Genomic DNA, 25944 nt, shown 5'->3' with positions numbered 1-25944 from the left:
GCCGCCGCCCGGCTCAATGGACACGCTCGGATGACGCCGCTGCTGAATTCCCCTTTTCTGGACGGGCTTGCAGGCCGCCGCGTGTGGATCAAGCCGGAATGCCTTCAACACACCGGCAGCTTCAAGTTCCGCGGCGCATGGTCGGCGCTGTCCGCGCTCGATGATGCAACACGCAGCGCAGGCGTCATCGCCTTTTCCAGCGGCAACCACGCCCAAGGCGTCGCGCTGGCGGCACGTATGCACGGCGTGCCCGCCGTCATCGTCATGCCCAGCGATGCGCCATCGCTCAAGATCGAGAACACCAGGGCGCTTGGGGCCGAGGTTGTGCTCTACGAACGCGGCTCAGGCGATCGCGACACCATCGGCGCCGAGCTCGCCGCAGAACGCGGCCTGACGCTGGTCAAACCCTTTGATGAACCGCAGGTCATCGCAGGCCAGGGCACAACCGGGCTCGAAATCGCCGAACAGGCGGCAGCCGTGGGGGTCGTTGCCGCCGATGTGATCGTCTGCTGCGGCGGCGGCGGGTTCACCAGCGGCATCGCCCTGGCGCTCGAAGCCGAAGCACCGGGCCTGCGTGTCCGCCCGGCCGAGCCTGAAGGGTTCGATGACGTGAGCCGGTCCCTGCGATCCGGCGGGATCGAGCGCAACAACGCAGTGTCCGGCAACATCTGCGACGCGATCATCACCCCACAGCCCGGCGATTTGACCTTTCCCATCATGCACCGCCTGTGCGGCCCGGGCCTGGTCGTGACCGAGGACGAAGCGCTCTACGCCATGGCCCAAGCCTTCCTGCGCCTGAAACTCGTGGCCGAACCGGGCGGCGCCGTCGCCCTTGCTGCCGCATTATGTCGGCAGGATCAGATTGAAGGGGACGACGTGATTGTCACCATATCCGGCGGCAACGTGGACCCAGACATTTTCCAACGCGCATTGGACACACTTGCATGACCGACTTCACCATCGCCAGTTTCAACGTCAAGAACCTGATCGGACCGGATCAGGAATACTACCGCTTCCAATCCTACACGCCCGAGGAATACGCCTGGAAGGTCGACTGGCTGTCGGAACAGGTGCAGACCATGGACGCCGACATCGTGGGCTTTCAGGAGATCTTCGAAGAAAGCGCCCTGCGTGCCGTAATCGACGCCGCCGATACAGAAGGGACCGCTGACAACGCCCAGCACATTCCCGGCCCGGACAAACGCTATCGGCGCAAGGCGATCTTCCGCAAACTGGCCTACCGCCCCTACACCGACGCCGCTCTGGCCGTCGCCCCCAACATCAACGATGGCGGGCCGGGCCAGCGGCGTCCCGGTGTCGCGATCCTGTCGCGGTTCGGCTTCGCAGAGGAACCGGAAATCATCCAAGACCTACCTGACCCCATCGACATCGACTTTGGCCCCATGGGTCCCGATGGCGGCGGCAGCTTTCGCCTGTCCCGCCTCAGCCGCCCCATCCTGAAGGTGCGCGTGCCCGTGGGCCGCCATGTGATCACGGTGTTCAACTGCCATCTGAAGTCGAAACTGGGCGAATACGTGCGGCCCGATGGCGCGGACTATCCGCCCGAGGTGGACCTGACCCGATACGACCCGGTCGCCCGGGCGTTGGGCAGCGTCCGCTCCGCCCTGCGCCGCATGGCCGAAGCATGGGTTCTGCGCCGCGCTATCGTCGCCGAATTGCAGGCAGGCCACCCCGTGATGGCCTTGGGCGACTTCAACGATGGTGAACACGCCGTCAGCTCCGAAATCATCAGCGGCGAACACCCGTTCAAGAACTACGCCTGGATGCTGCGCCACGACGCCGAAACCCCGCGCGACCGCTATTCCGAAGAAGAAGACGCCCAAATCCGCGAGGATATCGAAGCCGTGCGCCTGCACTCCGCCGAAAAACAGTTCATCCGCAAGTCCAGCCGCGACATGGTCTATACGGCAGCGTTTGGCGGCGTGTACGAAAGCATCGACCAGATCTACATGTCCCGGCACTTCCTGCCTGACGCTCCGGCAAGCATCGGACAGATGGACTATTTCAGCGTCCTGAACGATCATCTGACCGATGGCAGCCATGCCGAGGCGCCGTATAACAAGCTCGCCTCGGATCACGGGCAGATCATCGCGCATATGCGACTGAAGGATTAAGCACCATGCACATGGCCGACCTGGGCGACGTCCGCCTGCACTACCGCATCGACGGACCGGACGATGGCGCACCTGTGGTCTTCGTGAACTCGCTGGGCACCGACTTGCGGCTCTGGGATCCGATCCTGCCGCTGCTGCCGGACGGCCTGCGCATCCTGCGCTTTGACAAGCGCGGGCACGGCCTGTCCACCTGTCCAGCCGCGCCCTATGCCATGGGCGCGCTCGTCAGCGATTGCGAGGCGCTGATGGACATGCACGGCTTCAAGGACGTGATGTTCGTGGGCCTGTCCATCGGCGGCATGATCGCCCAAGGGCTGGCCGTCAAGCGGCTCGACCTGATGCGGGCGATGGTCCTGTCGAACACGGGCGCCAAGATCGGCACCAAGGCGATGTGGGCCGAGCGGATCGAGGACGTGCAAACCGGCGGCATCGAAAAGCTGGCGGACGCCGTAATGGACCGCTGGTTCTCCCGCGACTTCCACCAAGGCGCCGAACTGGAGCTGTGGCGCAACATGCTGACCCGGCAGGAGGACGCAGGCTATGCCGGATGCTCCGCCGCCATCTCCGGAACGGATTTCTATGCCACCACCGCCACCCTGCGCCTGCCGACACTGGGCATCGCAGGGGCCGAGGACGGCTCGACCCCGCCCGATCTCGTGCGCGAGACGGTCAACCTGATCCCCGGCAGCAAGTTCCACCTGATCCGCAAAGCAGGCCATCTGCCTTGCGTGGAGCAACCCGAAGAATACGCACGCGTCCTGACCGATTTCATGCGCGCCACAGGCCACATCTGACCCATGGCCGCCTCGGTATTTGCCTCGGCACTCTACGCCAAGCTGTTTCCCACGGGCGAGGTCGGGCGGCTCTGGACCGACAGCGCAGAGGTGCGCGCCATGCTGCTGGTCGAAGGGGCACTGGCCAAGGTCCAGGGCGCCCAAGCTGTGATCCCGGAGATCAGCGCCGCCTTCATCCACCGCTCCTCGCTGGAGGTGCAGATTGATCCTGCGGGCCTTGCCGACGCGACCGGGCAAAACGGCGTCAGCGTCCCCGCCCTGGTGGCAGAGTTCCGCAAGGCGATGGAAGCGCCCGAACACGCGCAATACGTCCATTGGGGGGCCACAAGTCAGGACATCATCGACACCGCCCTCATACTGCGTCTGCGCCAAACGCTGGCAGCGCAAGAGCTGGTGTTGCGCAAACTGCTTCGACATCTGGGCGAACAGGCGGCGGCCCACGCAGAAACCCCCATGGTCGCCCGCACCTACGGCCAGCACGCAACGCCCACAAGCTGGGGCGCGGTTCTGGCGCAATGGGGCGCGCCGCTCGCCGATGCGCTTGACGATTTGGACACGGTGAAAGCGCGCGCGCTTTGGGTGTCTCTCAGCGGGGCGGCAGGAACGGCATCGGCCCTCGGTCCTCACGCCAGCGACACACGCGCCAAACTGGCGGACGCGCTAAAACTGCGCGACCCCGGCCGAAGCTGGCATACGGACCGAAGCCCGATCCTGCACATCGCGGACTGGATGGGACGCATCGTGGCAACGCTGGCCGCTGTCGGGCAAAGCACCGTGGGTTTGACCGCGACAGAGTGCGCAGAGGTTGCACTGGCAGACGCAGGATCATCCTCGACCATGCCGCAAAAGCAAAACCCGGTCGGGCCGTCTGCGCTCGCCGCACTTGGCCACCAGATGGCCGGACTGCGCACCAGCCTGCAAGCAGCGGCCAGCCACCAGCACCAGCGCGACGGCGCGGCCTGGTTCAATGAATGGATGGTCCTTCCGCAGATCGCCCTGTCCTGCGCCGCCGCCCTGCACATCGCTCAGAACCTTGTCGAACACTGGCAGCCGGACACGGATGCCATGGCAAACACGTTCACGGGACTGGGCGCCATCCATGCCGAAGCACTCAGCTTCGCCCTTGCATCCCGGATGGCCCGCCCGGATGCGCAGGCCGCGACAAAAGCGCTGATTGCCGACGCAATGGCGCAGGGCAAGACGCTGGAAACGGTGGCACGCGCCGCCTATCCGAACCTGCCGCCAGATCTGTTCACACCCGCACACCACATGGGGACAGCCCCCGAACACGCCCGCAACTTTGCCCAGCGGGTGGCCGCCCTGTGAAACTGCCCGTCGTCTTCATCCTGCTGACTGTGATGATCGACGCCATGGGCATCGGCCTGATCGTGCCCGTGATGCCCGCGCTGATCCAAGAGGTGAATGGCGCGGGCCTTGGCACCGCAGCGCTTTGGGGCGGGGTGCTGGCGACGAGTTTTGCCGCGATGCAGTTCCTGTTCGGCCCCCTCCTTGGCGCGCTGTCGGACCGTTACGGGCGGCGTCCCGTCCTGCTCTTGTCGCTGGTGGTGCTGGCAGTGGACTACCTCGTGATGGCGGTGGCAGGCACCATCTGGCTGTTGCTGCTTGGCCGCGTCGTGGGCGGGATCACGGCGGCCACGCAATCCACGGCCAACGCCTACATGGCCGACATTTCACGACCCGAGGACAAGGCCGCCAATTTCGGACTGATCGGCGCGGCCTTCGGCATGGGGTTCGTGCTGGGCCCGGCCCTGGGCGGCTTTCTGGCTGAATACGGCACCCGCGCGCCCTTCTATGCCGCCGCAGCGCTCGCCGCCGCCAACGCCGTCTTCGGCTACATCGTGCTCAAGGAAACCGTGGACGACCGCATCCGGCGCCCCTTCGCCTGGCGGCGTGCGAACCCCTTCGGCCTCTTCCGGCACCTGGCAAAACTGCCGGGGCTTGGGCCACTGCTCCTCGTGTTCTTCATCTACCAGGTGGCGTTCACCGTCTACCCGGCGATCTGGGCCTATTACACGGCAGAGCGGTTCGACTGGTCGCCCGGTATGGTCGGCCTGTCGCTCAGCCTCTTCGGCATCTCCATGGCCATCGTGCAGGGCGGCTTGATCCGCCCGATGCTGCGCCTGATGGGCGAACGGGGCGCCGTGATCTACGGGCACGTCGCGGACGTCATGGTGTTCCTGATGATCGGGTTTGTCAGTTCCGGTTCATGGCTCTTGATCCTCACGCCGCTGGCCGCCCTGCCCGCCGTCATCACGCCCGCCTTGCAGGGGATCATGTCCAAGGCCGTCGGCGACGACCAACAGGGGGAACTTCAGGGGGCACTCGTCTCGATCTCGGCCCTCGCCATGATCATATCGCCGATGCTGATGACCTTCGTCTTCTACCGCTTCACCGAACCGGCCAACGGCATCTACCTGCCCGGCGCGCCGTTCCTGCTGGCCGGCGTGCTGATCGCAATCGCGCTGATGGTGTTCATGCGCAGCGCCCCGCCGCGCCCATCCCTCAATATCGGTGGCTCAACGCCGCCCTAAGCCGGTCGTTTTCAGGCTTGCCTGCCTCCGACCACTACGCCACCGTCATCCAAACACGGACGGAGCACGCGCAACATGAAACTCAAGGATCTCGACATCATCGTCACGGCACCGCCCGCGCCGGGCTGGGGGGGACGCTACTGGATCCTGGTCAAGCTCACGACGGATGACGGGATCACCGGCTGGGGCGAATGCTACGCCGCCTCCGTCGGGCCAACGGCGATGCGCGCCGTAATCGAAGACGTCTTTGCGCGCCACATGGCAGGCGAAAGCCCCGAAAACATCGAACTGATGTTCCGCCGCGCCTATTCGTCGGGTTTCACCCAGCGGCCCGACCTGACCGTTATGGGCGCCTTTTCTGGGCTCGAGATTGCCTGCTGGGACATCCTTGGCAAAGCGCGCGGGCGGCCCGTCTGGGCGCTTCTCGGTGGCAAGATGAACGACCGCATCCGCGCCTACACCTACCTCTATCCCCTTCCACATCACGGGCTCGATGCGTTCTGGACCTCGCCGGTTCTTGCAGCCGAAGCCGCACTTGATTGCGTGGACCGCGGATACACCGCTGTCAAATTCGACCCCGCGGGCCCCTACACCATGCGCGGCGGGCACATGCCCGGGATGCGCGATATCTCCATGTCGGTGGATTTTTGCAAGGCCATCCGCGAGGCCGTCGCCGACCGCGCCGATCTGCTCTTTGGCACCCACGGCCAGTTCACGACCGCAGGCGCCATCCGTCTGGGACAGGCGCTCGAACCCTACTCCCCGCTCTGGTTCGAAGAGCCTATCCCACCGGATGCAGTCGAAGAAATGGCCAAGGTCGCGCGCGCCGTGCGCATCCCCATCGCCACGGGCGAACGCCTGACAACCAAGGCCGAGTTTGCCCCCATCTTGCGCAGCGGTGCGGCCACGATCCTGCAACCGGCCCTGGGCCGCGCGGGCGGAATATGGGAGATGAAGAAAGTCGCCGCCATGGCCGAGGTCTACAACGCCCAGATGGCCCCGCATCTCTATGCCGGGCCGGTGGAATGGGCCGCCAACATCCACCTCGCGGCCTCCATCCCGAACCTCTTGATGTGTGAAACCATCGAAACGCCGTTCCACGATCAACTGATCAAGGGCAGCATCCGGGTCGACCGCGGGTTCATCACGCCGCCCGAAGCCCCCGGCCTCGGGATCGAAGTGGACGAGGATCTGGCCCGCGCCCATCCCTACACCGGCGACGGGCTGCACCTGCAGATGCAGGACGCGCCCTGCGACTACGAACGGGGCAACAATTTCGAAGGCGGCGCACCGGCGCCGCGCGACTAGCGGTAAAACCTTACGCCCGACACGGCAATGTCCGCCTGCATCTCCCGCCCGATGGCGAGGATGCCAACGCGACGCAATCGGCTCGGGTCGAATGCGGCCTCCGTGCGATGGGCCTCAAATGCAGTGAAGGGGACGCCGATCGTGGTCCAAACCTCCGGCGCCACGAACTCAGACCGGAACGATTGCCAAGGTCGGGTAAGCGCATCGGTGCGCAGGCGCAAATCATAGCTCTCGCCGTTCCCTAGTACATCCAGCGCAACACCGGTGAAATCGCTCGCGTCAAACACATCACCGCCCGCCAGATCAAAGGCGATCTGCACAAAGCCACCGTTGTTCTCCAGCGACACGGTCCCGGTCAGCCGCACCGCCTCACGCCCCTCGACCGTCTCGACGCTGGCCTGCCCCGAAGACACGCCGCCCATGACCGTGTCAGCCACGTATTCCCAGTCAGGGTTCAATTCCAAATCATCCGCCATGACCGCAGGACATAGCAGGGCAAAGACGATTGCCCAGCGGATCACGTCCGCGCCGCCTCGAACGCGGCCCAGACCGCCTCGAATTCCTCAAAGCTGATCCGCTTGCCCTTCACCGCGTCGAACACGATCTTCTCGGACCGCATCAACGTCGCGATGGCCTCCGCCAGTCCAGCCTCCAAATCCTTCGGCACGACGACAGCGCCATGCCGGTCAGCATGGACAAGATCGCCGGGCCGAATGTCCAAGCCATGAATCCGCACCGGGGCGTCAAAATCCACCACATGCACAAACCCATGGCTCGGCCCGACAGAACCCGCAACGACGGGGTATCCCTCGGCCAGATCGCCAAGGTCGCGCATCACCCCGTCGGTCAGCGTGCCCGCCAGACTGAACGCCTTGTGAATATTGGTGTTCACCTCACCCCAATAGGCACCGATGGCGTTCGGAACATCCAGATCCTGCACCACGCAAACCGCCGGGCGCGGACCTTCGGACATATACTTGTAATAGGCCATCCGCCGCGCCTTGATCACGTCAGGCGCTTCGGTGGGCGGGGCCAGCGCCCGGATGCGCGCGGTGCGCGCATAGCCCACCATCACCCCATCCGGGTCCGACTCCAGCATCGTCCCCCGCGTGAAGGCGTTGAACCCGCGTTTGCCCTGCGCCACCTCAATGGCGTTGCACACCGTGGGCGTATCAACCGATTTCAGCAGGTCATGCAGCGCGTCATCCATGGCTCAGCCCTGCGCCATCGCGGCACCCTCGGACAAGGCATTCAACTTGGCATAGGCAATCTCGGGATCAACCGACCCGAAGCCCGCAAAGGTGCCAAACCCGCAATCGCTGCCCGCGATCACCCGGTCCGCCCCGACAATCTCCGTAAACCGCTCGATCCGCTGGCGCACGACCTCTGGATGCTCGACAAAGTTCGTCGTGGTATCGACAACACCCGGCACCAGCACCTTGTCGCCCGGGATCTCCGCCTTGCGGTCGCGGAACACGGTCCACTCATGGGCGTGCCTTGGGTTCGACGTCTCGAACAGCACATAGCGCGCCTTGGTCGCCATCAGCGTGGGAAAGACGGTGTCCATCGCCACATCACACACATGAGGCCCCTCGTAATTGCCCCAGCAGATATGCACGCGCACCTTCTCGGCTGGCACATCCGCCAGCGCATGGTTCAGCGCCTCCACATGCGCGTCCGCGATCTTCACAAACTCCGCATCGCTCAGATCATTGAACAGCATGTGCCGCGACAGGGCCAGGTCCGGGCAATCCAGCTGCACATCCAGACCAGCGGCGACAATGGTCTCGTACTCAGCCTTCATCGCATCCGCGAGGGCAGCCAGATAGGCATCGCGCGTCGGATAGAAATCGTTCTGCAGGAACAGCGAAATCACACCGGGCGACGCCGCATTCATGAACCCACGCTCAACCCCGTGCTTTTCCATCGCAGCCTTCAGGTTCGCGATATCCTTCTCCAACTCGCCCTGCCCGCGGCTCTTCACCTCACCCGTACACATGGGCCGTGCATACTGGGGCGTGCCACCATCCTCGGCCAATCGCTTGAGAAAGCTGGGAAACTGCTTGAGATCGGCGGGCGCATTGCGCGGGCTGTCGCCGGAAAACCCGGTATAGCGATCCTTGACGTAGGTGGCATAGCTGATCTTCGACGTCTCGCCATCGCTGACGATGTCGACCCCGGCAGCCACCTGCTTGGCCACCGTGTCATCCACCGCCTCGGCCATGGCCGCATCGAAATCGACCTGATCAAACGGCTCCTCCCGCTCGCGGGCAAAGATGAAATCGACGACCTTCTGCGTCCGGGGCAGTGACCCGACATGAGTGGTGGGTACGGGCATCATGGTCTCCTTCAGATCTTGCGCGCCATCAACACCGTGTGGCCGTTGGCATCGGGGTCTTCGGCCAAAAATCCGGTCAGGCGCAAGTCATTTTCATCAAGGCATGTGGCATATTCCGCAGGCGAGAGCGAGGCGTGATAGACAGGCTCATTGCCCACCGTGCCATCCCCCTCACCTGCCGATGGCCCGACGGTCAGCATGAGACTTCCACCCGGCTCCAGATGCGCGGCCATATGCGCAATACACCCGCGTTGCGCGTCTGCCGTCAGGTGGAAAAAGCTGTTCCAGGCAATGATGCCGTCAAACGTCTCACCCAGATCCAGCACCCGCATATCGGCCTGCCGCCAGTCTCCCTCCGGCCACCGCTCCCGCGCGATGGCCAGCATCGGCTCCGAAAAATCAACACCGGTGACCACAAAGCCCTCGGCCTTGAACCACCGCGCAATCGGATCGCCGGTGCCACAGCCCAGATCAAGTACCCGCGCCCCACCGGGCAAGGCCGCCGCGAACCGCGCCAGCCACCGCGCCTCGAACAAAGCGCGCGAGCGTTGGGCATCAAAGACCGCCGCCTGACGGTCATAGACGCCCTGGATATCCTCGGGATCCGCGCTCATCCCGTCCACGTGGGGCCAGCCGGATCGTCAGTGCCAACAATATGATACAGCGCCGCCTCCCCCGTCATCGACGGCACCACGGCGTGCGGCAAATCCTCGGGCAGGCTCATCGTGTCACCGGGCGCCAGCGTCGTGCTGCCCCCGTCCCACGTGACCTTCCAATGCCCCTTCACCGGCATCAGAACCGACGGCTTGTCATGCGCGTGCATCTCATCCGACGCACAGCTGCGCGTGACCAGATCCACCTCAAACCCCGGCTTGTCGCGAATGATCCCCGTCTCACCAATCACCTTGCACGGCGCGTCCTTGGCCAGACACACCATGTCCCAATACCGCCGCACACCCATGCCCACGACCTGCATGGGCGACATCTCGGGGAAGCCTTTCAGCTCCTCCTCGGTCAGCAGCGGCATCGGCCTCACACCATCGGGCAGCGCCTCACCCTTCTTGCTGTCATAAAGGCTGCCATTGTCGCCCAGCACCAGCCCATGCGCGCCCGCTTCTTCAATCACCTGCGGAGCCCAGATCACGCCGCCGCCCGCATCGTCGCCGCCCAGGATCGCCATGATCATCCCGTAATCCGTGCCGATATTCTCGAACCCGCGAAAAATGCCGGTGGGGATGTTGATGATGTCACCCTCTTCCAGCACCACCTCGCCCGCATCCCCCCAGCGGCCCCAGAAAAACCGCCAACGCCCCGAAAGGACAAAGAACACCTCCGCCGTCCGGTGCGAATGCAGCGAGTTGCGGCACTTCGGCGGCTGCCCTGCCGCCCCGATGTTGAACCCATGCGGAATGCTGATATGCACATGCTGATCCGGGCTTTCCGACACCCCGCCCCCGATGATGGTAAAGTTCTCCTTCTGGTCCGACCCCGGCGTGTGCGCGTCAATGAACGCGGTCTTGCAGGGCATCAGATCGCCATAACGCACGATGCGCGGCTCCATCTCGGCGGGGGTCATGTGGGGGTCCTTTCATGTGGCAGGGTTGGATCGGGCAAGGGATCGCCCGGCGTTGTATTGGTGATATCGGCGTGGATCCAGACCATGCGGTCCACGAACCAGACCTTCGGCAGAACGATGGCAACCACGCCCAAGACGGTCGCCCAAGGGTTCAATACGATCAGGCCATAGATCAGCGGCAGCAGACCCACCGCAGACAACGCCGTCAACACATTGGCGATACGGATATGATGCGCGTCGATGTCATAGCGGTCACGAGCCAGAAAGACGCGCTCGCCCAACGTACCGCGCGACGCCCAAGACCCAAAGTCCGAAGGCGCCGGAAAGGCGCGCGGGTTCACCCAGGTCCATGCAGCAGCCAGTAGCAAAAGCGGCAGCGCCCACCATCCAATCCACTGGCGGGCGTATATCGCCAGCACCATCAGCGGCAGGCAGGTAAACCGCGTCCAAACGCTGAGCGGGTTCGCATGACGTCGCCAATCGGCGTCCTGCATCCCCATCAGACGTTCGGCTGCGCGGTAGATGTCGGTCATGCCCTCCCCTTCAGCCGCGCATTTTTGGCTTCCAGCTCAGCGATCCGCGCGTTCAGCTTGTCGATCTCCGGCGCCACCAATTGCGCGATCTCCGCCGCATCAAAGCGCGGCGTGATGAATTGAGGACAGTTCCAGTCGAACGCCTCGACGCGAATTGTCACCACCCGCTCGACCCGCCCCTGCCCCGCGACAGCCAGCCGCTCGGCAAGCTCGGGCGCGTCCGCCGCCGCCTCGAACGTCGCCCGCCCCTGCAGCTTCATGCGCGCCTTGCGTGGATAGTCCATCAGAAACAGCGACACCCGGTCATCGCCCGCCAAATTGCCCTCGGAAATATGCTGCTTGTTGCCGCGATAATCCGCAAATCCCAGCATGTGGTCGTCCAGCACCTTCAAAAACCCCGCAGGCCCCCCGCGATGCTGGATGTAGGGCCAGCCGGTCTCCGACACCGTGCCCATGTAGAACGACGTGCGCGAGGTGATGAACGCCACCTCATCCGCCGCAAGCGGATGTGTCCGCGCCCCGTAGCTGCGCGCGTACATGTCAGCAGAACCCTCCGCCTCCTGCAGCGCCTTTACGGCATCGGTAAACATCACCTCATCATAACGGCGCACGACCCTGATCCTTCATTGTTCTCCAAATATGCAAATGCGACCTCAGCCGGTCTGCAACAAGATCTGCTTCCAGATCGCCGTCTCATCAAACAGCGCATACTCCCGGCGCACGGTGGGCGGGGCAGCACCGAGGCTCCCGAACTCGGCGTGCGAAATCCCCAGCACATAGACCTCGGCCCCGGTTGGCGCACCAAAATACCCCCACCCATCATGCTTGCCATGCAAGCTCCACCGGATGGCCGCACGCGGCGGCATCATGGCGTCGTCGCGCCCGATCTGGTGGTCGATGGTAAAGGTGGCATCCGGAAACGACGCCCGCAGGCCCATCCAGAACCGGTCCACCGGCCCCGTCCCATGGCCCGTCAGCCCACCGGGATATTCGGACTGCACCGCCCTGTCATATGCCGCCGGGATCACAGCCATATCGGCCCCCATGATCCGGGTCAGGATGTCGGCATATGTCGCGCCCCACTCATTGTCATTGCCCCGCCCTTTGTACGGCCCCGGCTGATCCGTCGCAGGCGACAGCGGGCGCACGGCGGTCTCCATCCCACCCTCGCGCTCGATCAGATCGGCGGCATAGGCCTTCGCCTCCCACCCGATCTGGTTCACGATGGCGGTCTGATCCCGGATCAGCCACTCGTCATTGATCTGGTCATTGATGGCGTGGCAGTCGGCAATAATACGGTATTGCAGCTTTTTACCGCTGGCGGGACCATACACACCGTCCGCCGTGTGCGTGGCCGTCGACAGGATACGGTGCGACGACAGCATCCCCTCCTCCGGCGTCCCGCTCCAGATCACATCCTCGCCCAGCAGCGTCCGGTCGGGAAACTCGGCCAACGTCGCCATGGTGGCCCCGATCACCTTCTCATTCCCGATCACGACGCTCGCAGGCGAGCGCACCACGATGTCGGGGCTGTAATAGTGATGCAGGGTCGCGATGCCGCGATCTTCCCAGATCTCCTTGGTGATGCCGATGATGTAATCGGGGAAATCTGTCCACCGGTTCGAAAAACCCTTCATGAGGTCCATCCTTTGGGTCTGCGGGCCGACCCGCGCAGGACCAGCGGTCCATCCAGCGCGACGCGGCGGGGTTTGGTGTCGGGATCGGCAAGCCGGTCCATCAGAATATCGACCGTGGCATCCGCCATCTGGCCTGCAGGCTGGCGCACGGTGGTCAGGTCATAGCTGGGCCAGGCGGCCAGGGTCACATCGTCATAGCCCACGACCGACACGTCACCCGGCACATCCAGGCCCAGCTCAAAGCGCAGCACATCCATCACGGCAAAGGCCATGTGATCATTGGCACAGAAGACCGCATCGGGCCGCTCCGGCCCCGCAAACATCTCGCGCGCAACGGTCTTGGCCACCTCGAAGTCAAAGTCACTGACCCCACGCGCAAACAGGCGATGACCCGCCGCCTGCAACCCCGCGACAAAGCCCGCCTCGCGGTCGCGCTGGGTCGAGGCACCCTCCCACCCCGCCACATGCGCGATGCGCTGATGGCCAGCCGCCACCAGAAATTCCGCCAGCTTGCGGCCGCCGTGATAGTTGTCGGACGTGACCGACGACAGCCGGTCATCATCCTGCGCCCGATTGAACAGCACGATGGGAATGCCCGCCGCCTCGCAGCGCTGGGTCAGGTCGTTCGACATGCCCACACTGGCCGCGATTATGCCATCCACCTGATAATCCAGCAGCTCCCGCATCACCTCATCCGCGTCCTCGTCCGAGTTCGACGCGATAAAGACCAGCACGTGATAACCCCGCTCCTGCAGCTTGCGGCTCAGCCGTTCGATCGCCTCAGGGTAGAAATGGTTTTCCAGATAGGCGACCAGCAGCCCGACAATACGGCTCCGTCCAGTTATCAGCGACCGCGCCAGCACATTGGGCCGATAGCCCAGATCATCCGCAGCCCGCCGCACCTTGTCCGCGGTGCGCTTCGACACCGATGCACCGGGGGTGAAAACACGACTGACCGCCGACCGGGATACCCCCGCCCGCTCCGCCACATCCAGTGCTGTCACCTTGTCAGGCATCAATCCGCCGTCCAACCTCCGTCGATCAGCATAGAGGTGCCAGTGACCATCGCGGACGCATCCGACGCCAGAAACAGCACCGCCCCCATGATGTCCTCGACCTCCGCCACGCGCGGCAGCTTGATCTTGTCCATGATCCAGGCATAGCGCTCGGGGTCCTCGAACGACTTCTCGGTAAAGGCGGTGCGCACAAAGGTCGGGCAGACCGTGTTGATGCGGATGCCCGCCTTGCCCCACTCGATGGCCATGGCCTTTACCATCCCCTCGACCCCGTGTTTCGTGGCGCAATAGACGGCGCGGTCGATGCCACCCACATGTCCCATCTGCGATGAGATATGGATGATGGACCCCGGTTTGCCCGCCTGCGTCAGCGCCCGGGCCGCAGCGGTGGACAGGAAATACGCGCCTTTCAGGTTGATCCCGACAACAGCGTCGAAATCTTCCGGCTGCGTCTCCATCGACGGACCATGCCGCGCCAGACCGGCCGAATTCAAGACGATGTCGTATGGCTGATCAAACGCCGCCTTGATCGCACCCATATCCGACTGGTCGAACTGCAACGCCTCCGCGCTCCACCCCTGCTCGGTCATGGCGCCCACCACATCGGCGAGGGCATCTGCCCGCCGCGCGGCACAGACCACATGTGCACCCGCCTCGGCCAGCGCCACGGCGCAGCCCAGACCGATACCGGACGACGCGCCGGTGACCAAGGCACGCTTGCCCGACAAGTCGAACGACGGTGTCCGAGGCAGGCTCATGCCGCCCGCCCCGTCTCGGGATCAAAGCCCGCGCGCGCCTTGTTGAACTCGCGCATCCGCGCCAGCACATCGACCCCGATCTGGTCATACATCTGCAGCAGGTCCACCATCACCCAATTCTCCCGTATCAACCCGTTCTCCACACGCCAGAAATCAAGCGACCGCATCTCGATCCGCTTGTCCGTGGGCGGCAGGCCCAGCCATCCGCCATGCGTGACCGTCTGGACCATGTTCGGCCACCCCGTGACGGCAGCATAAGGCCCGTCGCCAAAGAAGTGATAGACGATCTCGTCCACATATCGCCCCCGGTCCGGCATCGCGTTCAGGAACGGGATCTGGTGCCAGTTGCGAAAGCCCGCAATGCCGCGCCCCGACCCTATGCCAGCGGGGCCATACCACATCATCTTGGGGTGCCAGAACCGCTCCATCTCCATCACCTCGGGCCCGCCCTCGCCGGGGTGCTTCTTCATATGGGCCAGCATGTCGATGATGTGCTGGCAGGACGCCGCAGACGCCGGGGCATCATAGGGGCCCGGCACCAGCCCATCGCAGGAGGCCGGACCCGGTACGTGCCATTCGCGACCCAAGGACGGCACCATCGGCCACGCCCGCGCCTGCATCATCACCTCGGGAATGTCCCAGAGCGCCTGCATCTCGACGATCTTGCCGTTCTCGAGGCGGTAGAACTCGTGGAACCGCATATGCACGATACGCCCGGTCGGCGGGATGTCGAGCCACGGGGCAACGTACGTACCCGTATAATACCCACTGCACCCAACCCAATCGGCGCCTTCCGACGTGGGTCCGGCCATGACAATATGGTCCCGCCGCTCCAGATCCGGGATCGCGGTGGCCAGCGGCGCAAACGCCGCCTCCACAAACGCATCCACACCCACGATACTCTCGAACGGAAAGGCAAGGCGAAACACGACATCAGGCGCACACAGGTCATGCAGGACACTGCGCACAGCACCCTCATCATAGTCGTAAAGCGCCGCGCGCAATGGCGCGATCAGCGTCTTGTGATGGGTGTGCCGGTCGGTCATGCGGCCCCTCGCATCCGGGCAAACAGATCCACGCCCATCTGCTGGAACAGGTGGATCATGTCCACGAACACCCAGTTCTCGGTAAATTGCCCGTCCGTCCGCAACCAGAAATCAAGGCCCGACACCTCGATCGGGGCGCCCGTCGCCGCATGACCCAGATACGTTCCGCCATGGCTGCCCACGACGCCCTTGGGGCCAGAGGCAGCGACCATCCGGTCTTCGGCAAACAGGCTTTCCAGATGCATCACCTTGCGGTCGGGAAAGGCCGCGAGCCACGGCTGCTGGTGCAGCGTCTCGAACTCGGCCAGCGACAGGCAAGCGCCGATGCCGCCCGGTCCGTACCACTTGATATTGGGATGAAAGAACCGCGCCATGCCCATGCTGGTCAGATCATTTTCGTCAAAACTGTTGAGCCCGCCAAATATTAACGCCCGCCCCAAAGTCATTGATTTTATAGACTCAACTTCCAGTTGCACGGCTGTCAAAACACCGTCATATGCAGTCGGCGCCGGATACACATGCGCCGCCCCGCGCGGGCGCGGCAGGGCGGGCAGGCCGATCTGGTCAAACCAGTCCACAAAGTCCCAGATCGTCTGGGCGTAAGTGATCCGTCCATCCTCGTCAAAGCGCAGGAACTCACCCCAGCGGATGCGCAGATCGTGGCCCGTGGCGGGAATGCCGAACACCTCCGCCGCGGCCCGCCCCGTATAGTATCCGGTGCCCGCCACCCAATGCGCGCCGTCGCCTTCGCCGCTTTCATCCGCCGAGGATGCGCCGCCCATGAAGATATGTGTCTGCCGCCGCAGGTTCGGTATCGCCGCACGCAGGGGCGCAAAGAGCGCCCCGATGATCGCGTCGGCACTCCCCTGCATCCCGATCGGCGCAGGACCATGCCAGCCCTCCAGCGCGGGCAGAAGAGCCGCCGCACTCTCCGGGTCGCGGTCAAGGGCAGCCCACAGCGTCAGCGCCGCGGCCTTGTTGCGTTGGTTCTGCTTGGTCACGGTCTACTCCGCTGCGTCGCGCGCAGGGGCCCCCTCACCATAAGGCACGTTGATCCCGCCATAGCGGCGGACGCGCAGGTTGCACTGCTCGGCATGGCCCACGAACCCTTCGAGCATGCACAGACGCGAGCCGTAGGCCCCAATCTCTGCCGCCGCCTCGTCCGTGGTGACCTTCTGGTAGCTGTGTGTCTTGAGATACTTGCCGACCCAAAGGCCACCCGTATACCGCCCCGCCTTTTTCGTGGGCAACGTATGGTTGGTCCCGATCACCTTGTCCCCATTAGCGACATTGGTACGCGGCCCAAGGAACAGCGCGCCGTAACAGGTCATGTGTTCCAGAAACCAGTCGTCGCGATCCGTCATCACCTGCACGTGCTCGCTGGCCACGTCATCGGCCACCTGCAACATCTCGTCATAGGTGTCACAAAGGATGATCTCGCCATAATCCTCCCAGCTTTTGCGGGCGGTGTCGGCGGTGGGCAGGATGCCCAGAATACGCTCGATCTCTGCCGCAGTTTCATCCGCCAACTTGCGCGAGTTGGTCAGCAAAACCGCAGGCGAGTTGTAGCCATGCTCCGCCTGCCCCAAAAGGTCGGTGGCGCACATCTCGGCGTCCACCGTCTCATCCGCAATCACCATCGTCTCGGTCGGGCCTGCGAAAAGGTCGATGCCCACACGGCCAAAAAGCTGCCGTTTGGCCTCGGCTACAAAGGCGTTGCCGGGACCGACGAGCATGTGGACCGGGTCGATGGTTTCCGTCCCGATGGCCATCGCGCCCACCGCCTGAATGCCGCCCATGACATAGATCTCATGCGCGCCGCCCAGATGCATGGCCGCAATCACCGCCGGGTTCGGCTTGCCCTGCCAGGGCGGGGTGCAGGCGATGATGCGGGGCACACCTGCAACCGAGGCCGTCGCGACCGACATATGAGCCGACGCCACCATTGGGAACTTGCCGCCCGGCACGTAGCAGCCCACGGACTGCACGGGGATGTTCTTGTGGCCCAGGATCACGCCCGGCATCGTCTCGACCTCGATGTCCAGCATCGAGTCGCGCTGCGCCTGCGCGAAGTCGCGGACCTGCTGCTGGGCGAACTGGATGTCGGCCAATTCGCGCGGGGTCAGCTCCGCGATCAGCGCCTCGATCTCGGCTTGGCTCAGGCGAAAGCTGTCAGGGCTGTAGCTGTCGAATTTCTCCGACAACTCACGCACGGCGGCATCGCCGCGCGCCTCGATGTCGGCCAGCGTCGCCTCGACAATGGCGCGGGTCCTGGCGTCGTCCTCGGCACGCTCGGCTTCGGGCTTGCCGCGTTTCAGATACTCGATTGTCATGTCCTCACCTCATGCGTCGGGTCGCGGCGGAGTTTTCTCTCCGCGATCAAAGGCTTCCCAGCCCTCACCATCGAAAACGTCCCGCCCCAGTTGGGCGAGGACGTGGGGAAAATCGACCATCACGTAGTTGTCGGTGATGCGGCCATCCTCGACCTTCCAGAAATCCATGTACCGGATCTCGATCCGCTTGCCGGTGGCCGCGATCCCCATGAATTCACCGGCATGGGTGGCCTCCTGCCGGCCAAAGGCGGCGGCCCACTCGCCCATGTAAAGCCGCGCCTCGTCCACGCAGACCTTGTCGGAAAAGGCCGCCTGGAACGGGCGCTGCCAGTTGTCCTGAAACTCCTGCAGCCCGGTCTTGGTGCCGCAGCCGGTGTTGCCCATCCAGCGGAAGGACTGGGCAAAGAACTGGCCGATATCGTCGATCCGGTGGTCGTTCAGGCCATCGACCATCCCTTCGATCACCGCGCGGGTGTCATCGGTTTTGGTCATGTCCGTGTCGCGGGTCAGAACCGCTTGCTCAGGCCGTGAGCCTTTCATTTTACGCTCTTTCCTTGTTGAAATGGCGGACCGGGGCGCTGCCCCGGACCCCGTGGTATTTTCAGTCAGAAGAAGACATCAGCCCTTCACCGCCCCAGCCGTCAGCCCCGATACGATCTGGCGCTGGAAGACCATCACCAGCAGGAACAGCGGTGCCGTGATGGACACGGCGGCGGCCACCGCCTCGACCTGGTCGGTCGTGGTGGTTTCGCGGTTGAAGTAGCCCGCGATGGCCGGAACCATCGTCTGGTTCTGCGCATCCAGCAGCAGGGCCGTGACGAGGAAGTCATTATAGCCCAGCAGGAAGCTGAAGAGGCCCGTGGTGATGACCCCCGGCCACATGACCGGCATGATCACGCGGCGGAACGCCTGGAAGTGGGAACAGCCGTCGACGCGCGCCGCCTCGTCCAGTTCGGAGGGGATGTTCTGGAAGAACGACCGCAGCATCCAGATGGTGAAGGGTTGGTTGATCGCCACCAGCACCGCGATGATCGCCAACGGCTGGCCGTAAAGCGTCGGCGCAAGATCGCCCAGGATCGGGCGCAGGATTTCGGCAGAGTTGATGAACCACGGCAGATAGCCCGCCACCAGAACCGAGTGCGGCAGCGCGCGGAACACCAGCGCGATGATCAGCAGCCAGAAGGCAAGGTTCGAGCCGGAGCGCGCCAGCCCGTAGCCCGCGAGCGTGCCTACGGTGAGCGAGACCGTCACGACACCCGCCGTCACGATCATGGAGTTCATGAAGTTGCGGTAGAACTGGTTTTCGCCCCAGACCGCCACGTAGTGTTCGGTCGTCAGGCCCAGGATCGGCGTGCCCAGCGGCCCCGCAATGCTGTTGAGCGCACCGAAGATCACCGGCAGGGCGCCGAAGAAGATCAGCACGAACAGGATGCCATAGACAGCCGCGCCCACAAGCCAGCCCAACACGATCAAGCCGGGGGGCGAATACTGTTGCACCAGCCCCGGCAGACGGGTGAAGGCCCAGCGGATGGCGAAGTAGAGCACGATCAGGCCGAGGATGATATCAAGCAGGCTCAGCCCGTTGCCCGCGGCCCGCGTGGCCGGGCCGGTGATCACGTTCCAGGCGCTCGCGTCAAATGCGTCGCGCGGGGACTTGACGCTCATCACCGCGATCCAGGCGATGGGGAAGGCCGCGATCAGGCACCAGAAGGCGAGGAACGCGCCGGAGGCGACCTTGAGCGACAATGGCTGTGCGGTGGCTTTACTCATTGCGGTTTTCCTTTGGAAAAACAGACATCAATGTGCCCCCCCTTTGTGGTCGCGCCAGGTGCGGCGCAGCGGCAGGATCAGCAGGATCACGATCCCCACCATGGTCAGCATCGCGCTGGCGGCGGCCCGGCTGATCGCCCGGTTGCCCGCGTCATCCGGTGTGAGGAAATCGAAGGTCAGCCATTGCAGCGAGATGACATGCGCCTGGCTGCGGAAGCCGATGATCTCGTCAAAGACGCGGTAGCAGTCCATCAGGTGGATAAGCGCGATGAAGATGATGAGCGGCATCAGGTGCGGCACGATCACGTAGCGCAGCCGTTCAAAGCGCGAGGCACCGTCGATGATGGCGCTTTCCAGTGTGTCCATGTTCACCGTCTGCAGCCCCGCATAGAAGATCACGAAGGCGAAGGGCGCCACGTGCCAGACGCGGTAGAAATACATCAGGAGTTCAATCGTCCAGGCCTGTGCGAACATGGCGATGTCCTGCCCGGTCCACCGTTCCAGCGTGGCCGTCAGAATGCCGTCGCCCACGAACAACCAATAGATCGACAGCGACCCGATCACTGGCGTGATGATGAAGGGTAGAAGCGATATGAAAATCACCGGCCCGCGCAACGACTTGGCCGCGTTGTTCACGGCGAGCGCGATCATCAGCCCCACCCCGATCACCAAGGGCAGCGTCACAAGCGTGAACATCAGGGTAAAGCGCAGCGCCTTCCAGAAGTCGATTTGCAGGATCTCGCCCCAATTGCCCGACCCGATGGCGGCCCAGAATTTGTCCATCTGCAGGACGTTCTGGTAGCTCTGAAATCCGACCCATGCGGTTGTGGTTTCCGTGCGCCCGGTTTCTTCGTTGATGATGGGCACCGTCTTGACCTCTGTCACGCAGGTCTGGGTGAGAAAGCCTGGCGTGCAGGTCTCGACCTCGATCTGCTGCATGACGGGCTGGGTGATCTGAAACGATTGGATCAGGACCGAGATCAGCGGCGCCGCGATAAAGAGCAGCATCATGAAGACCGATGGGGCCACGAACCAGAAGAAGGTCTTGAACTTCATGCGTACGTCCTCAAGTAGCTACGCGGCAGGACGCGGCGGGCGTCGCTGTCGCGGCGGCGGCCACGTGGCCCCCGATCTGCCAGCCGATCATCATCGACGGCGCGTTGGTGTTGGCGCTGGTGATGCGCGGCATGACCGACGCGTCCGCGACCCACAGATTTTCGATGCCCTTGACCGCGCCCCGGGCGTCCAGCGGGCCGCCCAGCGCGACCGTGCCGACGGGGTGGTAGGCGGTGCCTGCGCGGGTGCGGATCACCTCGCGCAGCGCGTCCCCGGTCACACCCGTGCCGGGAAAGCCTTCGGGCGCGCCGCGGTGTTCGAACGGGGCGGTGTCAAGGATTTGGCGCAGCCGTTCGACGCCCCGCACCATCATGTCGAGGTCCCAGTCGTCGCCAAAAAGGTTCAGGTCGATCAGGGGCTGGAACCGGTCCTTGCCGATACGCAGCCGGCCCCGCGAGCTGGGTTGGCACAGGCAGACATCGGCAAAATAACCTGAACCCCAGATGATCGCCTTGCCCTGCCAGCCCATGAGGAACGGCAGGAAATGGGTCTGGATGTCGGGCACGTCGCTGTCCGTGACGCTGTAGAATGCGCCCGCCTCGACCGTGTTCGACGTGAGCCGCCCGGAGCGCATCAGAAGCCATTGGACCGGCGACAGCGCCCAGGCGGGCAACTGGCCGAGCGTGAGGCCGTAGCCGGACCCCTGCCCCTTGAAGTGCAGGCCGAAGCCTGGGTGATCGTGCAGGTTTGCGCCCACGCCGGGCGCGTCGAGGCGCACGTCGATGCCCGCGCCTTGCAAGTCCGCGCCGGGGCCGATGCCCGACCGCATCAGGATCATCGGGCTTTCGATGCTGCCTGCTGACAGAACGACGCCTGCGCGCGCCTTGAGCGTCCGGCCATCGCGCAGCTTTACTCCGGTTGCGCGTGGGCCCTCAAAGGTGACCTGATCGACCTCGGCCCCTGTCACCACGTCAGCGCCCGAGGGCCGCAAGAACCCGTCGGCGGCGGACCAGCGCGCGCCGCGCCGCATGTTGGTGTGGAACACGCCCGCGCTTTGCCGTTCGGGCGTGGGCGGGGCGTTCGGGTCGTTGGCCGGGAACACGCGTCCAAATGCGTCAGAGAGCGGATGCGGGTGCGGCAGGCGCGCGGGCGTCATCCGGCCCTCGATACTGTCGAAGGCATCCCACACGGTCGTGCTGTCCCATCCGGGCAGGCCCCAGGCGTCGAAATCGGCTCGGGTGCCCCGAAACCAGACCATCGAGTTGATCGACCCCGACCCGCCCAGCATGCGACCGCGTGGGACGGCGACCTGTCGTCCTCCGGCCGACGCCATGGGCACGGTCTGCCGCTTCCAGTTGCGCACGTTGGATCCCAGCAGGTTCACCAACCCAAAAGGTATCTTGACCCGGATGTCTTGATCGGACGGCCCCGCCTCGACCACGCACACCTGTGCGCCCGGTCGTTCGGCAAGACGCGCGGCCACCGCGCATCCAGCAGAGCCACCGCCCACAACGATATGATCGTACTCACGTGTCATCTGTCCCCCGGTGAAGATCGCTGGCCGAGGCTGTCCCCCGGCCAGCGGAGTGGTGGCTTATTCGAGCACACCGGCCTCTTTGGCCGACGTGGTGTAGGCTTCTTCGATGGCGACGAGCGTGGCTTCTGCCCCGCGCTCACCGGTCAGGAAGGCGGGCAGTTCGTTGCCCAGCGCCGTGTGCAGCAGACCCATCTGCGTGGTCGACGGATACGCGGGCGGTGCCGGGTTCGCCGTGGCCGTCGCAACGGCACCTGCGGCCAGCGGGCCGGGCTCATAGCCCGGCACCAGCCAGATGGCGGCCTCATTCGCGCCCTGCACCGTCTCGGCATCCAGCCCTTCCATCGCCAGACGGAAGGCGGCGTCCGCTTCCTCATCCGTGATGTTGGCCGCGATCACGATGCCGTCCCACCAGAGCGTGGTTGCGGGTGCCCCGCCTTCCATCGCCATCGGCGCTGCGGCCATCGACACCTTGCCGACCACCTGGCTTTCGTTCTCGTCATTCATCGCACCGGCGCGGCTGGCCCACAGGTTCGCCATGGCAATCTTGCCCTGCTGGAACTGCTGTTGCACGTAGGTCGAGTCGCTGACCAGAACCTCCGGGTCGGTGAACTCAAGCGTGCGCTTCATGGTATCAAGCGCCTTCATCCCCGCCTCGGAATTCACCGCGGTGGTGTTGTCGGCGTTAAAGAACGACCCGCCAAAACCAGGGTACATGTTCACGAATTCCTGGGCGAGGTTCCAACCGGATTTCATGGTCGCGCCGATGGCGTGGTCAACGACGCCTGCTTCCTCGATCTTTTCTGCCGCGGCAAAGACTTCGTCCCATGTCGACGGCGTTTCGATCCCCAGATCGGCGAGGATGTCGGCGCGGTACATCAGGTGCTGGGTGTTCACCATCATGGCGATGGCCATGATCTTGCCGTCCACCCGGATCAGTTGGTTGGGCGACAGGTTCTCGCCATACTTTTCGACCAGGTCATCCAGCGGGCGAATGGTGCCCGCGTTCAAGAGGGGGGTGATGGTGCCGTTCGACACGCCACCGATCTGATAGAGCGACGGGTTCGCCTCGAACGCGGCGGGCTGCTTGGTGCGGAACTCCTGGTCCAGCTCGGCCTGGAAATTGCCGCATTCGGCCATGGCGTCGGTGACGGCTTTCCATGCTTCGAAGCCCGCTGTCAGCGACTTCAACGGCACCTCGTTTTCGTAGGAACACGCGGCAAAGGCCGTGCTGCCCAGCAGCGAGACAGCGCCCGCAAGTGCCAGTTTCTTAAGATACATGTGCAAACTCCCTGTTGCGTTTGGCGCCAGTGCATCTTGCAAGCCTGCACTGGCATGGATTGGGCCGCGTCTGGGTGCCCCCGCGCGGCCGGGGTCCTCAGGCGAGACGTTCGCCGGAAGAGGAATCGAATGCGTGGCAGATGCCTGCAGGCACTGCAAAGGACACCATGTCGCCGATCTCGGCCCGGAATTCCTTGTGCGCCTTGACGGACACCAGCTGACCACCTGCCCGGACTGTGAGCATGGTGGCATCGCCCAAAAGTTCGATCGTGTAGATGGGCGCCGTGATCTGGCCGTCTGTTTCGGCCAGTGTCGCGTCTTCGGCCCGGAAGCCGACGGTCGCGGCACCGTCCGGCGCGCTGAGGCCGCTGATCGATACGTTGTCGCCGGTGAAGGTGCCGCCGGACATCGTCCCCTCCATCAGGTTCATCGCAGGCGAGCCGATGAAGCTGGCGACAAAGGTGTTGGCGGGCCGGTCGTAGATCTCCGTGGGCGTGCCCACCTGCTGGACCTTGCCCTGTTTCATCACGACCACCCGGTCGGCGAGCGTCATCGCCTCGATCTGGTCGTGGGTCACGTAGACGGTCGTGACCTTCAATTCGTGGCTCAGGTTCTTGATCTGGGCGCGCGTCGACACGCGCAGCTTGGCGTCGAGGTTCGACAGCGGCTCGTCCATCAGAAACACGTTGGGCTCGCGTACGATGGCGCGGGCAAGGGCCACGCGCTGTCGCTGGCCACCAGAGAGTTCAGCCGGTTTGCGATGCAGGAAGTCGTCGAGTTCGACCATGGCAGAGGCGCGGCGCACCCGCTCGTCATGGGTGGCCGGATCGACCTTGCGCACCTTCAGCGGGAAGCGGATGTTTTCGTAGACGTTCAGGTGCGGGTAGAGACCGTAGGACTGGAACACCATCGCCACATCGCGGTCCTTGGGGTCCAGATCGTTGACGCGCTTGCCGTCGATCATGATGTCGCCCTCGGTCGCGTCCTCGAGCCCCGCGATCATGCGCATCGTCGTCGTCTTGCCACAGCCCGAGGGGCCAAGCAGCACCAGAAATTCCTCGTTCCCGATGGTCAGGTCGAAATTGTCGACGCCCACGAACGTGCCCCACCGTTTGTTGATGTTGCGCAGCTGTATCTCTGCCATGTGGACCCCCGACCATTAGGTTGATGAATAAGGCTAGACATCCGGGCTTTGACTTGGCAACTCTTTTTTGCACACGTGTGCAAAACCACCTTGGGACAACCACCATGACCTCCGACATTCCCGCGCTCAGGGCGGCGTTGCATGCGCTTTGGGCAGATGACGATGCTGCAGCGCGGCAGGCGTTTCAGACCTGTTTCGCAGCCGATTGCGCCTTTTATTTCTCGCATCCCGCGAACGTTCCCGGTGACGCCTGGGCTGATGTGTACCGCCCCTTGCGCGCTGCACTGCCGCATGCGCGGCGGCGCGATGAAATTTTCATCACGGGCGCCAACAGGCGCGCGGTCGGCGGGCAGTGGATCGCGGCCTTCACCCATTATGTCGGGACATTTACGGCCCCCCTGTGGGGCATCGCGCCGTCGAATCGCCTCGCCTTTCTGCGCTCGGGCGAGTTTTACCGGGTCGAAGGCGCGCAAATCGTCGAAGCGCGGATCATCCTGGATCTGCCAGACCTGATGCGTCAGGCGGGGCGCGATCCGTTTGGCGGGCTTTTGGGGACGGAGATGCTGTTTCCCGGCCCCGCAACCCATGACGGCATCCTGCCGCCAGGTGACGGCACGGCCAGCCTGGACCTGATCGAAGCGATGCTGGGCGATCTGCATGTCTACGACCCGAAAACGGGCACGTCAAAGGGGCAGACCGGAGAGGGTGGATATTGGGCCGATGACATGCTGTGGTACGGCCCCGGCGGGATCGGATCGAACCACCGCTGGGACGGCTTTGTCAAAGACCACCGCGCACCGTTTCTGGCCGCCTTTCCAGACCGCAAGGGGGGCAATCACTATGCAAGGATCGGGCAAGGCAACTATGCCGCGATCTCGGGCTGGCCGTCGATGACGATGACGCATCGCGGCCCGTATCTGGGCGTGGAGCCCACGGGCAAGGATCTGACGCTGCGGGTGATGGACTTCTATCGCTGCGACGGCGGCCAGATCGCCGAAAACTGGGTCATGCTCGACTACATGGACCTGTTTCAGCAGATGGGTGTGGACCTGATCGCGCGATCAAATGGCCCCGCGCACCCAGTTTCTTCTGACTGAAAATACCATCGGGGGTCTGGGGGCAGACAGCCCCCA

26 protein-coding genes are annotated in these 25944 nt (G+C 64.1%); 7 read left to right on the top strand and 19 right to left on the bottom strand.

Translation table 11 applies throughout. From position 1 onward, the window contains the following. The first annotated feature begins 30 nt into the window (after positions 1-30). From BWR18_RS03370 to BWR18_RS03345, 6 genes are all read left to right on the top strand, one after another. Positions 31-948 carry a threonine ammonia-lyase gene (locus BWR18_RS03370; RefSeq protein WP_438873640.1) on the top strand — a complete coding sequence of 306 codons (918 nt, stop codon included), beginning with the start codon at positions 31-33 and terminating at the stop codon, positions 946-948. Further along, complete coding sequence (locus BWR18_RS03365; RefSeq protein WP_076626705.1) at positions 945-2135, top strand: endonuclease/exonuclease/phosphatase family protein; 1191 nt, start codon at positions 945-947, stop codon at positions 2133-2135. Before BWR18_RS03370 ends, BWR18_RS03365 begins: the two co-directional genes overlap by 4 nt. Positions 2136-2140: 5 nt before the next feature. Further along, the gene (gene pcaD / locus BWR18_RS03360; RefSeq protein ID WP_076626704.1) at positions 2141-2929 is read left to right on the top strand and encodes a 3-oxoadipate enol-lactonase; all 789 of its coding nucleotides are present in this window, start codon (positions 2141-2143) and stop codon (positions 2927-2929) included. 3 nt (positions 2930-2932) lie between these two features. Further along, positions 2933-4255 carry a lyase family protein gene (locus tag BWR18_RS03355; protein WP_076626703.1) on the top strand — a complete coding sequence of 441 codons (1323 nt, stop codon included), beginning with the start codon at positions 2933-2935 and terminating at the stop codon, positions 4253-4255. Further along, a complete protein-coding gene (locus tag BWR18_RS03350) occupies positions 4252-5481 on the top strand; it encodes a TCR/Tet family MFS transporter (protein WP_076626702.1) in 1230 nt (409 codons plus the stop codon). The genes BWR18_RS03355 and BWR18_RS03350 overlap by 4 nt, the downstream gene beginning before the upstream one ends. Positions 5482-5556: 75 nt before the next feature. Then, on the top strand, positions 5557-6789 hold the full coding sequence (locus tag BWR18_RS03345) for a mandelate racemase/muconate lactonizing enzyme family protein (protein ID WP_076626701.1): 1233 nt from the start codon (positions 5557-5559) through the stop codon (positions 6787-6789). On the opposite strand, the gene BWR18_RS03340 is transcribed toward BWR18_RS03345, so the two are convergent. The 19 genes from BWR18_RS03340 to BWR18_RS03250 all read right to left on the bottom strand — a co-directional run bounded on the left by BWR18_RS03340 (position 6786) and on the right by BWR18_RS03250 (position 24811). Further along, the gene (locus BWR18_RS03340) at positions 6786-7310 is read right to left on the bottom strand and encodes a CIA30 family protein (protein ID WP_368073639.1); all 525 of its coding nucleotides are present in this window, start codon (positions 7308-7310) and stop codon (positions 6786-6788) included. The genes BWR18_RS03345 and BWR18_RS03340 overlap by 4 nt on opposite strands. Further along, entirely contained in the window at positions 7307-7999 is a 693-nt protein-coding gene (locus tag BWR18_RS03335) for an RraA family protein (RefSeq protein WP_076626700.1), read from the bottom strand. The genes BWR18_RS03340 and BWR18_RS03335 overlap by 4 nt, the downstream gene beginning before the upstream one ends. A 3-nt stretch (positions 8000-8002) precedes the next feature. Beyond that, positions 8003-9130 (bottom strand): cobalamin-independent methionine synthase II family protein, encoded by a 1128-nt coding sequence (locus tag BWR18_RS03330; RefSeq protein WP_076626699.1) that lies wholly within the window; start codon positions 9128-9130, stop codon positions 8003-8005. Between the two features lie 8 nt (positions 9131-9138). After that, positions 9139-9741 (bottom strand): class I SAM-dependent DNA methyltransferase, encoded by a 603-nt coding sequence (locus BWR18_RS03325; protein ID WP_076626698.1) that lies wholly within the window; start codon positions 9739-9741, stop codon positions 9139-9141. Continuing rightward, positions 9738-10703, bottom strand: a complete 966-nt coding sequence (locus tag BWR18_RS03320; RefSeq protein ID WP_076626697.1) for a cupin domain-containing protein — start codon at positions 10701-10703, stop codon at positions 9738-9740. Before BWR18_RS03320 ends, BWR18_RS03325 begins: the two co-directional genes overlap by 4 nt. Further along, complete coding sequence (locus BWR18_RS03315) at positions 10700-11236, bottom strand: DUF6653 family protein (protein ID WP_076626696.1); 537 nt, start codon at positions 11234-11236, stop codon at positions 10700-10702. Before BWR18_RS03315 ends, BWR18_RS03320 begins: the two co-directional genes overlap by 4 nt. Next, positions 11233-11847 carry a pyridoxamine 5'-phosphate oxidase family protein gene (locus BWR18_RS03310; RefSeq protein WP_254684925.1) on the bottom strand — a complete coding sequence of 205 codons (615 nt, stop codon included), beginning with the start codon at positions 11845-11847 and terminating at the stop codon, positions 11233-11235. Before BWR18_RS03310 ends, BWR18_RS03315 begins: the two co-directional genes overlap by 4 nt. A 42-nt stretch (positions 11848-11889) precedes the next feature. After that, positions 11890-12873: a nuclear transport factor 2 family protein gene (locus tag BWR18_RS03305; RefSeq protein ID WP_076630090.1), complete on the bottom strand. Its 984-nt coding sequence runs from the start codon at positions 12871-12873 to the stop codon at positions 11890-11892. Then, positions 12870-13889: a LacI family DNA-binding transcriptional regulator gene (locus BWR18_RS03300; RefSeq protein ID WP_076626695.1), complete on the bottom strand. Its 1020-nt coding sequence runs from the start codon at positions 13887-13889 to the stop codon at positions 12870-12872. The genes BWR18_RS03305 and BWR18_RS03300 overlap by 4 nt, the downstream gene beginning before the upstream one ends. Beyond that, a complete protein-coding gene (locus BWR18_RS03295; RefSeq protein ID WP_076626694.1) occupies positions 13889-14647 on the bottom strand; it encodes an SDR family NAD(P)-dependent oxidoreductase in 759 nt (252 codons plus the stop codon). The genes BWR18_RS03300 and BWR18_RS03295 overlap by 1 nt, the downstream gene beginning before the upstream one ends. Beyond that, on the bottom strand, positions 14644-15693 hold the full coding sequence (locus BWR18_RS03290) for an ester cyclase (protein WP_076626693.1): 1050 nt from the start codon (positions 15691-15693) through the stop codon (positions 14644-14646). The genes BWR18_RS03295 and BWR18_RS03290 overlap by 4 nt, the downstream gene beginning before the upstream one ends. Then, positions 15690-16694: a nuclear transport factor 2 family protein gene (locus BWR18_RS03285; protein ID WP_076626692.1), complete on the bottom strand. Its 1005-nt coding sequence runs from the start codon at positions 16692-16694 to the stop codon at positions 15690-15692. The genes BWR18_RS03290 and BWR18_RS03285 overlap by 4 nt, the downstream gene beginning before the upstream one ends. Positions 16695-16697: 3 nt before the next feature. Continuing rightward, entirely contained in the window at positions 16698-18026 is a 1329-nt protein-coding gene (gene hisD, locus BWR18_RS03280; RefSeq protein WP_076626691.1) for a histidinol dehydrogenase, read from the bottom strand. Positions 18027-18035: 9 nt separating this feature from the next. Further along, complete coding sequence (locus tag BWR18_RS03275; RefSeq protein ID WP_076626690.1) at positions 18036-18566, bottom strand: ester cyclase; 531 nt, start codon at positions 18564-18566, stop codon at positions 18036-18038. 78 nt (positions 18567-18644) lie between these two features. Beyond that, the gene (locus tag BWR18_RS03270) at positions 18645-19796 is read right to left on the bottom strand and encodes a carbohydrate ABC transporter permease (protein WP_076626689.1); all 1152 of its coding nucleotides are present in this window, start codon (positions 19794-19796) and stop codon (positions 18645-18647) included. Positions 19797-19823: 27 nt separating this feature from the next. Next, positions 19824-20852 carry a carbohydrate ABC transporter permease gene (locus tag BWR18_RS03265; RefSeq protein WP_076626688.1) on the bottom strand — a complete coding sequence of 343 codons (1029 nt, stop codon included), beginning with the start codon at positions 20850-20852 and terminating at the stop codon, positions 19824-19826. Positions 20853-20862: 10 nt separating this feature from the next. Then, positions 20863-22389 (bottom strand): GMC family oxidoreductase, encoded by a 1527-nt coding sequence (locus BWR18_RS03260; protein WP_076626687.1) that lies wholly within the window; start codon positions 22387-22389, stop codon positions 20863-20865. Between the two features lie 57 nt (positions 22390-22446). Then, positions 22447-23667 (bottom strand): ABC transporter substrate-binding protein, encoded by a 1221-nt coding sequence (locus BWR18_RS03255; RefSeq protein ID WP_076626686.1) that lies wholly within the window; start codon positions 23665-23667, stop codon positions 22447-22449. Between the two features lie 97 nt (positions 23668-23764). Continuing rightward, positions 23765-24811, bottom strand: coding sequence for an ABC transporter ATP-binding protein (locus BWR18_RS03250; protein WP_076626685.1), 1047 nt, complete (start codon positions 24809-24811; stop codon positions 23765-23767). Between the two features lie 104 nt (positions 24812-24915). Between BWR18_RS03250 and BWR18_RS03245 the strand changes: the two genes are divergently transcribed. Next, entirely contained in the window at positions 24916-25908 is a 993-nt protein-coding gene (locus tag BWR18_RS03245) for an ester cyclase (protein ID WP_076626684.1), read from the top strand. Positions 25909-25944 lie beyond the last annotated feature (36 nt).

The sequence above is a fragment of the Tateyamaria omphalii genome (assembly GCF_001969365.1).
Lineage (GTDB): Bacteria > Pseudomonadota > Alphaproteobacteria > Rhodobacterales > Rhodobacteraceae > Tateyamaria > Tateyamaria omphalii_A.
Note: the sequence above shows the minus strand (reverse complement) of the source record. Positions and strands in the feature narration are given on the sequence as shown.

Bases quoted from the DNA above. Each gene is read 5' to 3' on its own strand.
- BWR18_RS03335 (WP_076626700.1), bottom strand. From the start codon at position 7,999: ATGGATGACGCGCTGCATGACCTGCTGAAATCGGTTGATACGCCCACG.
- BWR18_RS03250 (WP_076626685.1), bottom strand. From the start codon at position 24,811: ATGGCAGAGATACAGCTGCGCAACATCAACAAACGGTGGGGCACGTTC.
- BWR18_RS03325 (WP_076626698.1), bottom strand. From the start codon at position 9,741: ATGAGCGCGGATCCCGAGGATATCCAGGGCGTCTATGACCGTCAGGCG.
- BWR18_RS03290 (WP_076626693.1), bottom strand. From the start codon at position 15,693: ATGACCGACCGGCACACCCATCACAAGACGCTGATCGCGCCATTGCGC.
- BWR18_RS03245 (WP_076626684.1), top strand. From the start codon at position 24,916: ATGACCTCCGACATTCCCGCGCTCAGGGCGGCGTTGCATGCGCTTTGG.
- BWR18_RS03260 (WP_076626687.1), bottom strand. From the start codon at position 22,389: ATGACACGTGAGTACGATCATATCGTTGTGGGCGGTGGCTCTGCTGGA.
- BWR18_RS03355 (WP_076626703.1), top strand. From the start codon at position 2,933: ATGGCCGCCTCGGTATTTGCCTCGGCACTCTACGCCAAGCTGTTTCCC.
- BWR18_RS03370 (WP_438873640.1), top strand. From the start codon at position 31: ATGACGCCGCTGCTGAATTCCCCTTTTCTGGACGGGCTTGCAGGCCGC.
- BWR18_RS03265 (WP_076626688.1), bottom strand. From the start codon at position 20,852: ATGAAGTTCAAGACCTTCTTCTGGTTCGTGGCCCCATCGGTCTTCATG.
- hisD (WP_076626691.1), bottom strand. From the start codon at position 18,026: ATGACAATCGAGTATCTGAAACGCGGCAAGCCCGAAGCCGAGCGTGCC.
- BWR18_RS03295 (WP_076626694.1), bottom strand. From the start codon at position 14,647: ATGAGCCTGCCTCGGACACCGTCGTTCGACTTGTCGGGCAAGCGTGCC.
- BWR18_RS03270 (WP_076626689.1), bottom strand. From the start codon at position 19,796: ATGAGTAAAGCCACCGCACAGCCATTGTCGCTCAAGGTCGCCTCCGGC.
- BWR18_RS03320 (WP_076626697.1), bottom strand. From the start codon at position 10,703: ATGACCCCCGCCGAGATGGAGCCGCGCATCGTGCGTTATGGCGATCTG.
- pcaD (WP_076626704.1), top strand. From the start codon at position 2,141: ATGCACATGGCCGACCTGGGCGACGTCCGCCTGCACTACCGCATCGAC.
- BWR18_RS03300 (WP_076626695.1), bottom strand. From the start codon at position 13,889: ATGCCTGACAAGGTGACAGCACTGGATGTGGCGGAGCGGGCGGGGGTA.
- BWR18_RS03365 (WP_076626705.1), top strand. From the start codon at position 945: ATGACCGACTTCACCATCGCCAGTTTCAACGTCAAGAACCTGATCGGA.
- BWR18_RS03305 (WP_076630090.1), bottom strand. From the start codon at position 12,873: ATGAAGGGTTTTTCGAACCGGTGGACAGATTTCCCCGATTACATCATC.
- BWR18_RS03330 (WP_076626699.1), bottom strand. From the start codon at position 9,130: ATGATGCCCGTACCCACCACTCATGTCGGGTCACTGCCCCGGACGCAG.
- BWR18_RS03255 (WP_076626686.1), bottom strand. From the start codon at position 23,667: ATGTATCTTAAGAAACTGGCACTTGCGGGCGCTGTCTCGCTGCTGGGC.
- BWR18_RS03275 (WP_076626690.1), bottom strand. From the start codon at position 18,566: ATGAAAGGCTCACGGCCTGAGCAAGCGGTTCTGACCCGCGACACGGAC.
- BWR18_RS03345 (WP_076626701.1), top strand. From the start codon at position 5,557: ATGAAACTCAAGGATCTCGACATCATCGTCACGGCACCGCCCGCGCCG.
- BWR18_RS03315 (WP_076626696.1), bottom strand. From the start codon at position 11,236: ATGACCGACATCTACCGCGCAGCCGAACGTCTGATGGGGATGCAGGAC.